Genomic DNA, 12,256 nt, shown 5'->3' with positions numbered 1-12,256 from the left:
TTTTGCAGAAATGATCGATTTGACGGAGAAGGAAAGTTATGTAAATCAGGACAAAGGAACGCCTGTCTTTTTTTACTCTATTAAAGATGCGTTGAACACGGGGATTCAAACGGCTTATTTGAAAAGGACAATCGGACTATGAATAAAAAATAAATGTAAAAATAAACATTTTTACCTGATTTAACCATTTTAAGTTTGCTCAGGCAGAGCTAATTGTCACAATACAGGGAATGGTACTCACTATCAGCAGATTTCTCGGGGGACTAATTACGTCTTTTATCAATGAAGAACAGGACAATATGAGGAGACAGGTCTTATGAATAGAAAAATGCAAAAAAAAAAGACATGGCTTCTGGCCATGTCTTTTTTTGCTATTATCTGCGTTTATTGCGGTTTCGCAGGAATGTCGGGATATCAAGTGTATCATCGCCTTGCTGCATAGAACGGCTTGACATGTCCTGAGCAGGCTCCTCGCGTTCGCGTTCACGTTTCATTTCTCTTACATCACGAGGTTTAGGTGATGGTTTAGGAGCCGTGTTTCCAAATGGTCTTGACTGCGGTTTGCTGTGATTGATTTCAACTTCGTTAAAGCCTGTAGCAATAACAGTTACCACAATCTCATCCTTCAGGTTTTCGTTAATAACAGAACCGAAGATCATGTTTACGTCCTGATCTGAAGCAGTAGCAACGATGTCGGCTGCTTCCTGAACTTCATAAAGACTCAGGTTTGAACCGCCGGTAATGTTCATCAGAACACCTTGTGCGCCGTCAATTGATGTCTCAAGAAGCGGACTTGAAATAGCTTTTTTAGCTGCTTCTGCTGCTCTGCTTTCTCCAGTTGCAACCCCGATACCCATAAGGGATGAACCTTTATTTGACATAATTGTCTTAACATCGGCAAAATCAAGGTTGATTAGTCCAGGGACAGCAATCAGATCTGAGATACCTTGTACACCTTGGCGAAGAACGTTATCCGCTTCGCGGAAAGCTTCAAGCATCGGTGTGTTTTTGTCTACGATTTCAAGAAGACGGTCGTTCGGGATAACAATCAGCGTATCAACTGATTCTTTCATTGAAGAGATACCGCCGGCAGCCTGCATCGCACGCTTGCGCCCTTCAAACGTAAACGGACGTGTTACAACCCCAACAGTCAGGGCGCCAAGGTCTTTAGCGATCTGGGCGATGACAGGAGCTGCACCGGTACCTGTACCGCCGCCCATTCCAGCAGTAACGAAGACCATGTCTGCTCCTCTTAAAGCCTCTTCAATCTGCTCTTTGCTTTCTTCAGCTGCTTTTTTGCCGACTTCAGGGTTTGCGCCTGCGCCAAGGCCTCTTGTAAGCTTTGAGCCGATCTGCATTCTAGTTTCTGCTTTAGAAAGATTCAAAGCCTGTGCATCAGTGTTTACAGCGATAAAATCTACACCCTGAACACCATGTTCTATCATACGGTTAACAGCGTTGTTTCCACCGCCGCCAACCCCAATTACTTTTATCGTTGCCATGCCGTCAATATTGCTTTCAAACTCCAACATACAAAATCCTCCTAATCCATCGAATGACTTCCTCTTGATGCATGTTATTCAAAGAAGTAACCAAAGAATTTTTTCACTTTGCTTTCTTTTTTCTCTTCTTTTTCTTTCGCCTTAGCGCGCTGCTGCTGATTCTGCTGCGGCTGAGGCTCTCTTTGCGCTGTCATTTCAGCCTTGTCCGGAACAGCATTTGAACTGATGCTCCGGCCCTGAATTTTCGCATTTTTAAAGGCAAACTGTATCAGGCCTACTCCAGTCATGTACTGCGGTTCTCTGACCCCGATATAATCCGGGCTTGCAATGCGGACATTGCTCTGAAGCACATCCTGTGCAATTTCAAGCACTCCTGGCATGCTTACCGTTCCTCCGGTGAGAACAAATCCTCCTGGCAGGTCCCTGACACCGAGTCTCTTAATCTCGTGCTGGACGAGCTCAAACATTTCTTCCAGTCTGGCTTCTATAATATCAGAAATTTCAAGCTGATTAAATTGCTGTTTTTGATCTGTGCCGATAATGGCCGCTTCAAACACTTCTTCTTCAGAGGCGTAATCATAGTAGGCATGTCCATGCTTTACTTTGATCCGCTCAGCCTCATCCGTCGTTGTGCGAAGACCGATGGACAGATCCTTCGTTATGTTTTCTCCGCCGATCGGCAGGACGCTTGTCGTCTGCAGATGACCTTGGTCAAAGACGGCAATTGTTGTTGAACCGCCCCCGATATCAACTAGGGCTACGCCAAGGTTTTTCTCATCCTTAGAAAGGGCAACAGCTCCTGATGCAAGCGGCTGCAGGCATATGTCTGTAATTTCGAGCCCTGCTTTCTCTACGCACCGAAGAAGATTATGTAAAATCGTTCTTGATCCGGTAATAATCGTGCCTTCCATTTCAAGACGCACACCGATCATTCCGCGCGGATCGCTGATTTCATCCAGTCCGTCAACAATAAACTGCTGAGGAATCACATCTATGATCTCCCGTTCCGGAGGTATTGACATAACTTGAGCAGCATCAATGACGCGTCTGATGTCCTCGTTTGCTATTTCGCGGTTTTCGCTTGAGACAGCCACAACACCGTGGCAGTCCTGAAGCTGAACATGATTGCCGGTCACTCCCACTACAACTCTTCTAAGCGGGATGCCTACCATTCTCTCTGCCTGTTCTACCGCTTTTCTAATAGAATGAACGGTCTCGTCAATGTCGACGATCGACCCTTTTCTGAGTCCTTCTGATTTAACATTGCCTACACCAATAATGTTCAAATTATCATCTGCCATTTCGCCGATGATAACCTTAACACTGGATGTACCGATGTCTAGACTTACAAAGATTTCATTGTTGTTCATTCTATGGCACCTCCTTAACTTATCATTTCCATTCTATTATTAGAGGAACAACAATACAATGAATCTAGTTTTACATATTTGTAACAATGCTGAAAAATGCTGTGACATTTGAAACATGCATGTCACACAAATTCCAGCCTGCTTCGTGCAGGTTCTAACATGAAATAGATACTTAAAGTGAGTATTCGTCAAATCCTTGATTTTCCCTCTTAAAAAATCAACTTTTTTTAAGTTTTTGGCGCGATTCAGTCCAATTGGCAATAATGATTCGTCTGATGACGGCAATATTCTGGAACAGTCTGACTCCAAAAGCAAATATTGCTACCAAATACAAGTCTACACCAAGATGAACACCCAGAAAAGCTAAACTTGCTGCCAAAATGATGTTAAAGAAAAAACCTGATACAAACACCATTTCATCGTACATATTCTGCAAGTGCGCGCGAATCCCCCCAAGCAGTGTATCAAGTGCCGCAAGGATGGCTATGGAAAGGTAATTCGAATATTCGCCGGGAATCCGGAAATCAGTCAGCAGTCCCAATGAGATGCCAAGAATCAACCCTAAAATGGGAAGCCACATTATGAATTCTCTCCTTTTTCAAACGGTTTCATATTCTGAACCCTGATCACATCATCATACGGGGGGATCGTCATGTTCCCTTTTGGCTCCGAGATGGAAAGTCTGAGATTATCAACAGCAAACGTATCCATAACCGTTGATCCATTTAACCGGCTGAAAAGCTTTTCTGCATCCTCGCCAATCACCTTAATCTCAAGAGGAAAAGAATGCAGGCTGTAGCCGTCTATCTTCGTTTTGCCGTTGATGTCCCGGATGACGGTCGTATTGACGACTCTCCGGCCATCTATTGAGATACTTTCTGCACCGTAGGAATTAAGTTCATTTAAAAGACGCTTCAGCAAATCCGGTGCAACACTGTTTGTTTCCGTCTGTGTCAATGACTCCTCAAACAGCGGGGAAATCGTAATCGTAATCCCCTCCCCTGTTACTTCGGTCAGCCCTGCTTCTTTCTTTAGCTCTTCTACAGTTTCCTTCAGGGTTTTTTCAGCACTTTGGCTCTCATCATTCTCATATGTATCGATCAGCTCTTCATACTTGCGGATCTCAAGCAGAAGCTCAGACTGCATCATCTGCTCTGTTTTGAGTGCCTCCCGCAGCTGCCACATGTCTCTAGTATCTCTGACCTGAGGTTCCTGAATGGACTGAAACTGAACAGCAAGCATAAGGCCGAATATCATTGTCAGTATGGAAAAGCTGACACCCTTCAAATTTTTCTTCAAGGCAACCACCCGTCAAGATTTCTTTTCTTGCAACAATGGATTCATTTTAATCTCATCTTTTTTCTCAAGGGTAATGACAATGTTGTCATATGCTACTTGTTCCACAACTCCGCCTGCAATATTCAGAGCCTGGTCGAGCACAGCAGGATCGCCGATGGCTGAAATGACAAACGGTGCGGGAAATTGATTTCCATCCACAGTTACAACAGGTCCATTACAATATATATACGAATCATGCGATAATCTCTGTCCATTGATCGCAACTGCACTTGCACCGGATATGAGAAGTTCGTTGATCACTTTAAAAATATGGCCTTCATGCACAATGTAATTATTGACATTTTCACCTTCAGGTATGTAGGAAGAATCTTCAAGAGTGACTTCAATGCCCTCTCCTTTTACACCGAGCTCTCCTACATACATCCGGTATTTCTCGGCATCTTCAACCAGGTTAAAATAAAGCTGCTTTTCATTTTTCAGATCTTCTTCAATTTTCCTGACCTTTTCCTGTGTATCAGACAATTGCTTTTGAAGCTCGGCATTTCGTTCCTCCTGCTTGATCAAAAGCTGCCTTGTCTCATATTCTTTGTCCCATTGTTCAGAAGAAATGCCGCTTTCAGGCTGTTTTTCTTTCGTTAGCTGATAAGAAAAAGCTACAAGAAAGCCAAGCACAAGCATGATTAAGGAGAGGATGACATACCTACCCCTCATTTTCATTTTCATTTTGTTCCGTCGCCTCCGCCTCTGTTTCGTCTGCAGCTCCTTCAGCAGGAGTGGTGAGGTCAGTTTCCCCGCTCTTGTCAAATGATTCAAAGTATGTGCCGACTTCCATATGGATAATGCCCTTTGCACCAGGCTCAAGCTGACTGACAATGGAAGGATAATTTTTCATCTTTTCTGAAAAACCTCTGACAGATGCCTGTACTTCATAGCCGTCATTCATGTACAGCGTGATATGCCACCGGTCCATTTCTTCAGGTGTATGATAAATTTCCGAAATGGCATTTGAAATGCTGTCAGGCAGGCTCATTAATTCAAGAGCCATTTCTTCTATTTCTTCAGCGTTTTTCCAGTTCATCAGAAGCGGTGCGTCATCTGGAAATGCACCGGTTACAGGATCAAGTGTTCTTCCGTTCTCAAGAATCGGCGAAAACTTGTCCCCATTTACGACGTATGCCACTTTCTGAAACTCATTGACTGCAATCGTTACCTTATTTGGCAGCTCTTTTTCAATCCGGACATCCTGAATTTGGTCAAAGTCAGACAGCGCCTCCCGAACTTCACTTACCTCGATGCTGAAAAAACCTGTTTTTTTGGTAATTCCGCTCAAAGAAATGATCTCTTCGTCAGAAACAGTTCTGTTGCCTTTTACCTCTATGGAAGACACTTTGCTCAGCGGAGACTGAAAGTAGATGACAAGCAGTATGAGGATGAAAAAGACGGATAGAAAACCTATTAATCTGCGGTTTGATTTTTGCCTCCGGTGCTCTTTTAACTTGGGCACCCTGTCTTCAAGCGAAACGACTTTGCCTTTTTCCATGTATTCACCCCTCATCCCGAATGACTTTCGGGGCCGTAAAATCTTCTTAAAAAGAGAAACAAACGGCATGCTGGATGCCGTTTAGCAACTGTGCTTTTAATAAAGATAGTATACCACAATATAAGGAAAAAGAGATAAGCAATCATCACATTTGACCGGCAATTTCAACCTCCGTCTCCATTTTCACTCCGTGCTTGTCATAAATCGTCTTTTTGACATAATCAATCAGGTCAAGAACGTCTTTTGCAGTGGCAGTGCCCGTGTTCACGATGAAATTTCCGTGGAGATCGGAAATTTTCGCGCCGCCGATCTGGTGGCCTTTAAGTCCTGATTCCTGAATGAGCTGTCCTGCATAGTAAGGAAGGGGATTGCGGAATACACTTCCGCAGTTAGGCAAATCCCACGGCTGTGTTTCTCTGCGGTAATCCTTATTCTTTTGGAGCTGTGCCGTAATCTCTTCTCTGTTCCCTTTTTGAAGCTTCAGGACGGCTTCAAGGCAGATGCCCGGACGCTTTTTCTGAAGCAGCGATGTGCGGTATGAAAACTCGAGTTCATCAGCAGTCAGCCACTCCATTTTTCCGTCTTCAAACAGAATGTGTGCTTTTATGAGAATTTTAGACATATCTGATCCGTGAGCTCCGGCGTTCATATAGACAGCGCCGCCGACTGAGCCCGGAATTCCCCCTGCGAATTGAAGACCTGACAGTCCCTGCTTGGTGAGCAGTGTTGTCAGCTTAATCAGAGAGTATCCGCCTCCGGCTGTCACCGTCTCTCCGTCAATCTCCATATGGTCGAGGCCCTTGCCGAGTTTAATGACAACGCCTTTGATTCCTGCGTCACTGACAAGCAAATTTGAGCCGCGTCCGATTGCTCTCCACGGCAGTCCGCTCTCATTCACAATGTCCATTGTCTTTTTCAAATCACTGATGGAGCCTGGTTCCACGAAAATCTCTGCAGGTCCCCCGATTTTAATGGTTGTGTGTTTCGCTAAAGGTTCGTTATGAACAACCTTTCCTACCTGTGCCTCTTGAAGCTTATTAAGTATGTTTTCCATGACAGCCTCCTGTAAAAATTGTTTGTCATTTTCCCTGCTGTGTCAGAAGGAGCCTGTAAAAGCACAATATCTTCCTTTCCCTCTTGAACCGCAGTTAAAACCCTTTTGTATGTTTTTATATTCTATGAGCACAATGCCCAATCAATTTTAGATTCTTATAGACTTAAAAATCAGCCACTTTCCCGCAAAACGCGAGGAACCCTGTTTTTCAACAGGGCCCCGTTACGTATAGCGTCAATACCTGGCATATCTGCTTATGTTCAGCAGCACACCTACTGCCATGAGCATCAGCGTAAGCGAAGAGCCCCCGTAGCTTAAAAACGGCAGAGTGATCCCTGTTACCGGCATTAGACCTGTTACAACTCCAATATTGATCATTACCTGTATGGCAACCATTGTTATAATGCCGATTGCAAGGTAAGAACCATACTGATCGGGTGCCCCGAGCGCAATCCTCACTCCGCGCCATAACAGGAGGCCAAACAGAAGAATGATCAGCGATCCGCCAATAAACCCGAGTTCCTCGGCAAGAATGGCGAAAATAAAATCTGTCTGCGGCTCCGGCAGATAAAAAAACTTCTGCCTGCTTTGCCCGAGACCTAGTCCAAACAGACCGCCCGGCCCGATTGCATATAATGACTGGATAATTTGAAAGCCGCTTCCGAGAGGATCTTCCCACGGATTTAAAAAAGACGTAATCCGTTTGATCCGGTAAGGTGCGGAAAGCACCAGAGCTGCAAACCCTGCCACACCAAGAAGGCCCAGTAAACCGAAATGACTGATTCTTGCACCTGCCACAAAAATCATGACAATGCACGTCCCGACCATAACCGTTCCCGTTCCGAGATCCGGCTGCAGCATGATCAGCGCGAATGCGGTAAAAACAAATGCCAGCGACGGCAAAAGCCCTCTTTTAAAGGAGGTTATTTTCTTTTGATTTTCCGATAGAAATTTAGCTAAAAAGGCAATCATTGCAAGCTTCATAAATTCAGAAGGCTGTATGGAAAAAGCCCCTACTCCAATCCAGCTTCTTGATCCGTTTCTCTCCATCCCGATACCGGGAACAAGGACAGCGAGAAGCAGGATAAAACAGACGATGACAAGCATTTTCGCCCATGTTCTCCACGTCCAGTAATCCACATTCATAATGAAGAACATGGCTACGACTCCGACGCCTGCGAACAAAAGCTGCCTCTTGGCAAAGAAAAACGAATCTTCGAATTTATACGTTGCCCATACTGCGCTTGCACTGTAAACCATAATCAGTCCAATTGTCAGAAGGAGCAGCGTGATAATGACTAGTATAAAGTCCGGTGCAGATCTTTTTGCCGTCAACGCCAAACACCCCAATATAATGGAATTAGGGCGCGTGTACGAGCCCTTTACTTTAGCTTATGCACGGCGTTCTCAAACATGTCTCCTCTTTGTTCAAATGTTTTATATTGATCCCAGCTTGCACATGCCGGGGATAAGAGTACGATGTCGCCTTCCTGAGATAAGCTGAACGCCGCATAAGCCGCCTGTTCAACATTATCGACACGTTTAACCTCTTCTATTCCCGCATCTGCTGCTATTCTCTCAAGCTTTGGCGCAGTCTGGCCAAACGTAATCAGAGTTTTGACATTCCCGAGGAAAGGAATCAGTTCATCAAATTCATTGCCGCGGTCAAGGCCGCCGGCAAGTAGTACCGTCGGTGCATCAAATGCCTGGAGAGCTTTTGAAGTAGCCAGGATATTCGTAGCTTTTGAGTCATTGTAATATTTAACGCCATTTATCGTGCGGATAAACTGCAGACGGTGTTTGACCCCTTTGAAAGAAGTCAGAACACGGCGGATGGCTTCTGTTTTTGCACCGCTCAGTTTCACCGCACAAACAGCAGCGAGAATATTTTCAAGGTTGTGTCTGCCTGGAAGAACGATCTCTTTTACATCAATGATTTTTTCATCGTTGAACCAAACGGCACCGTCTTTGATGTACGCTCCTGATTCAAGCTCTTTTTTAACGGAAAAGAAAATCTTTTCCCCATTACCGGCGGCAGCTGCTTTTACAACCTCGGCATCATCCGCGTTGACAACAGCAAAATCACTATTCTGCTGGTTGGCATAAATTCTTGATTTTGCAGAAGCATATTCTTCTCTCGTGCCGTGATAATCAAGATGGGCATCAAACAAGTTCAGCATCAGGGCAATTTTAGGCCGGAATGTTTCCGTTCCCATCAGCTGAAAAGAAGAAAGCTCTGTAACGATGATACTGTCTTTGTCTGCTTTCTCTGCCACTTCACAGGCGACTGTTCCGATATTGCCGGCGATGAGTGACTTTTTCCTGTCAGACAGCAGCATTTCATGGATTAGGGTCGTCGTCGTCGTTTTCCCGTTGGAACCGGTAATGCCGATCATGTCAGCTTCTGAGATTAAATAGGCTAGTTCAACTTCTGTAACGATTGGAATTTGCATTTCCAGCGCTTTTGCAAGCAGAGTGTTTGAATATGGAATACCGGGATTTTTCACAATGTATTCTGCCCCGTCGAGGAGTTCAGGCGGATGGCTTCCGCACACGACGCTCAGCCCCATTGCCTCAAGCTCCTGCGCTGATTCGTTTTCTTCCAGCGGCAGCCTATCATTGACTGTCACGTGCGCACCCAGTTTATGTAAGAGCCTTGCTGCAGCCAGGCCGCTTTTTGCGAGCCCGAGCACAAGGACATGTTTGTCTTTAAAATCGTTAATTTGTTTCATGTTATAACCACACCTCTACGTAAATTCCAAGAACGGCGAAAATCAGCCCTACTGACCAGAACGTCACGACAACTCTCCATTCCGACCATCCTGTCAGTTCATAATGGTGATGAAGGGGACTCATCTTAAAGACGCGCTTTCCTGTTGTTTTAAAAGAGATTACCTGAATAATAACGGAAAGAGTTTCAATAACAAATACTCCGCCGATCAGAACAAGCAGGATTTCAAGCTTGGTTAAAATGGCGATGGTTACGATTGCTCCGCCTAGCGCAAGAGATCCTGTATCTCCCATAAATACTTTTGCGGGGTGAGCATTAAATACGAGAAATCCAAGAACAGCCCCTACGACTGCTACAGAGAAAATGGCCACATCATATTGAGATTGATTCCATGCAAGAACAGCAAATGCTCCAAACGCAATGGCAGCCGTACCTGAAAGCAGACCGTCGAGACCATCCGTCAAGTTAACTGCATTAGAACCGCCGACAAGCATGAAGACAATAAGCAGCACATACGCCCATCCAAGATCAACACCGAGCTCAGTACCCGGAATGCGGACCTCTGAAGAGAATCCAAACTGTCTGAAAACGATATAGAAAATAACAGCAATAATGATTTGCCCGAGCAGCTTTTGTTTCGATGTTAGGCCGAGGTTGCGCTTCATCACAACTTTGATGAAATCATCCAAAAACCCGAGAAGGCCGTAACCGAACGTAACAAATAAAAGCAAATACATTTCAACGCTTGGTTCTGCAAATTTGTAGCTCATGACAATGGTTGTCACAATGACAGACAAGATAATCATGATGCCGCCCATCGTAGGCGTTCCTGATTTCTTCTGATGCGATTTTGGCCCTTCATCCCTGATGCTCTGTCCGAATTTAAGCCTTCTTAAGAAAGGGATAAAGATGGGAGATATCAGAACACTGATTAAAAAGCCCATTAGTATTGTAAAGATGATAATTTGTTCAAGCATGTATAGATCCTCCCTGGTATCACTGCAGGACGCAGGCCCGTAAGCCTGAGCGTCCCTGTTTCATTCATAAAGTACGGATAAGTCCGCCGGTTATTGATTTAATTTAGATTGTACCGCACGCAGCGCAACCTCGCGGTCATCAAAATCGAATACCTCTGATCCGATAATCTGATACGTTTCATGACCCTTGCCTGCAATCAGGATCACATCCCCCGCTTTTGCTTCATTTACTGCGTAAAAAATCGCATCTTCCCTTTTTTCGATCGTATGGAAATAGGCTCCTTCAACACCTTCTTCCATTTCCTTAAGGATAGCAGCAGGCTCTTCGCTTCTTGGGTTATCCGATGTGAAAATGGGCTCTTCTGCATACTTGACAGCTATTTGCGCCATGATGGCCCGCTTCGTCCTGTCTCTGTCCCCGCCGCAGCCGACAATGACAAACGTTTTCCCTGCAGCAAACTGCTTAACTGTTTTCAGGACATTTTCAAGACTGTCAGGTGTATGGGCATAATCAACGATGACAGAGAAATCCTGGCCTCCGTCAACGACTTCAAATCTGCCTCTTACCCCTTCAATCTCAGCCAGTGTTCCGGCAACAATTTCAAGGCTTACACCAGAAGCAAGACACGCTGATGCAGCAGCGAGAGCGTTATAAATGCTGAATTTGCCGATGAGTTTCATTTTGATGTGCTGTGAGCCAAACGGTGTGACAAGGTCAAATGCCGTTCCGCTTGGAGACATGACGATGTTTCGTGCAGATACATCGCATTCTGAATCAATCCCGTATGTGAGAATATGGGCTGCTGTCATGCTCATAAATTCGCCTGATGCAGGATCATCTGCATTTAAAACCGCCGTTTTGGGCTTATCCGGGTTAAATGTATTGCCAAGCTGAGAAAACAAGAGCCCTTTGGCTGCGCGGTACGCATCCATTGTCTCGTGATAATCCAGGTGATCCTGGGTAAGGTTTGTAAACACGGCTACATCATAGTCACATCCATGGACGCGGCCCATATGGAGAGCGTGAGATGAAACCTCCATCACACCATGGCTTACTCCTTTATCTGCCATTGTACGGAATGTTTTTTGAAGGGTCAGGCTCTCAGGTGTCGTATTTTTGACACTCAGTTCTTCATTGCCAATCTTTATGTACATTGTTCCAATCAGGCCGGTTGTTTTCCCTGCATTTTCAAGAATTTTCTCAATCAGGTGTGTCGTTGATGTTTTTCCGTTTGTTCCTGTTACGCCGATCAAATGCATGCCTTGTGTTGGATGGCCGTAAAAAGCATCTGCAAGAAGCGCCATCGCACGCTTAGTATTTTTAACAACGACAACAGGCACCGGCAGGTCTAAAGGTTTTTCAGACAGTACAGCGGCTGCGCCGTTCCTTACGGCCTGCTCTGCATAATCGTGTCCGTCAACCGTATATCCGCTGATGCAGATAAATAAGCTGTCCTGCTTTACTTCCCGTGAATCCATTTCAATCGAGAGAATTTCCGGATTTTCCTCCACATTCCATTTTATATTCTGAAGCTGCGAAAGCAGTGTGTGTAATTTCATTTTTACCAAATCCTCTCAAGAACCAACAATAGTTTCTGTCTTTATTTTAGTCGTGCAGCAAATCGTCCTTTTCCATATACGGCCTGCCGGCATACCGGCAAATGGTCATCCTTTTGTCAGAAAAACGCACAGTACCTATTTTATCTTATCTTCGGTAAAAGAGCCATATCCGCATTAAAAAATGTGCGGGGGCAGAGCTGTTTCTCCCCAAACAAAAGCGAGG

The 12,256-nt window shown here is 44.9% G+C and carries 11 protein-coding genes; all 11 read right to left on the bottom strand.

What is annotated here, in order from left to right; genetic code table 11:
- Positions 1-374: 374 nt before the first annotated feature.
- Positions 375-1,532, bottom strand: coding sequence for a cell division protein FtsZ (ftsZ, locus tag JOJ89_RS08960; RefSeq protein ID WP_029284998.1), 1,158 nt, complete (start codon positions 1,530-1,532; stop codon positions 375-377).
- A 44-nt stretch (positions 1,533-1,576) separates the two neighbouring features.
- Positions 1,577-2,872: a cell division protein FtsA gene (ftsA, locus tag JOJ89_RS08955; RefSeq protein WP_029285000.1), complete on the bottom strand. Its 1,296-nt coding sequence runs from the start codon at positions 2,870-2,872 to the stop codon at positions 1,577-1,579.
- A 217-nt stretch (positions 2,873-3,089) separates the two neighbouring features.
- Positions 3,090-3,452 (bottom strand): small basic family protein, encoded by a 363-nt coding sequence (locus tag JOJ89_RS08950; RefSeq protein WP_029285002.1) that lies wholly within the window; start codon positions 3,450-3,452, stop codon positions 3,090-3,092.
- On the bottom strand, positions 3,452-4,171 hold the full coding sequence (locus JOJ89_RS08945) for a DUF881 domain-containing protein (protein WP_029285004.1): 720 nt from the start codon (positions 4,169-4,171) through the stop codon (positions 3,452-3,454). Before JOJ89_RS08945 ends, JOJ89_RS08950 begins: the two co-directional genes overlap by 1 nt.
- 12 nt (positions 4,172-4,183) lie before the next feature.
- On the bottom strand, positions 4,184-4,882 hold the full coding sequence (locus JOJ89_RS08940) for a DUF881 domain-containing protein (protein ID WP_029285006.1): 699 nt from the start codon (positions 4,880-4,882) through the stop codon (positions 4,184-4,186).
- Positions 4,872-5,711 (bottom strand): cell division protein FtsQ/DivIB, encoded by an 840-nt coding sequence (locus tag JOJ89_RS08935; protein ID WP_203290121.1) that lies wholly within the window; start codon positions 5,709-5,711, stop codon positions 4,872-4,874. Before JOJ89_RS08935 ends, JOJ89_RS08940 begins: the two co-directional genes overlap by 11 nt.
- A gap of 145 nt (positions 5,712-5,856) precedes the next feature.
- Positions 5,857-6,765: a UDP-N-acetylmuramate dehydrogenase gene (gene murB / locus JOJ89_RS08930; protein ID WP_029285010.1), complete on the bottom strand. Its 909-nt coding sequence runs from the start codon at positions 6,763-6,765 to the stop codon at positions 5,857-5,859.
- 234 nt (positions 6,766-6,999) lie between these two features.
- A complete protein-coding gene (gene spoVE, locus JOJ89_RS08925; protein WP_029285012.1) occupies positions 7,000-8,100 on the bottom strand; it encodes a stage V sporulation protein E in 1,101 nt (366 codons plus the stop codon).
- Positions 8,101-8,147: 47 nt separating this feature from the next.
- Positions 8,148-9,497: a UDP-N-acetylmuramoyl-L-alanine--D-glutamate ligase gene (gene murD / locus JOJ89_RS08920; protein ID WP_203290120.1), complete on the bottom strand. Its 1,350-nt coding sequence runs from the start codon at positions 9,495-9,497 to the stop codon at positions 8,148-8,150.
- Between the two features lies 1 nt (position 9,498).
- Positions 9,499-10,473 (bottom strand): phospho-N-acetylmuramoyl-pentapeptide-transferase, encoded by a 975-nt coding sequence (gene mraY / locus JOJ89_RS08915; RefSeq protein WP_203290119.1) that lies wholly within the window; start codon positions 10,471-10,473, stop codon positions 9,499-9,501.
- Between the two features lie 90 nt (positions 10,474-10,563).
- Positions 10,564-12,033 (bottom strand): UDP-N-acetylmuramoyl-L-alanyl-D-glutamate--2,6-diaminopimelate ligase, encoded by a 1,470-nt coding sequence (locus JOJ89_RS08910; RefSeq protein ID WP_029285018.1) that lies wholly within the window; start codon positions 12,031-12,033, stop codon positions 10,564-10,566.
- Positions 12,034-12,256: the final 223 nt, after the last annotated feature.

The organism is Metabacillus sp. cB07 (assembly GCF_016839225.1).
In the GTDB taxonomy this organism is placed as follows: Bacteria; Bacillota; Bacilli; order Bacillales; family Bacillaceae; genus Bacillus_P; species Bacillus_P indicus.
Note: the sequence above shows the minus strand (reverse complement) of the source record. Positions and strands in the feature narration are given on the sequence as shown.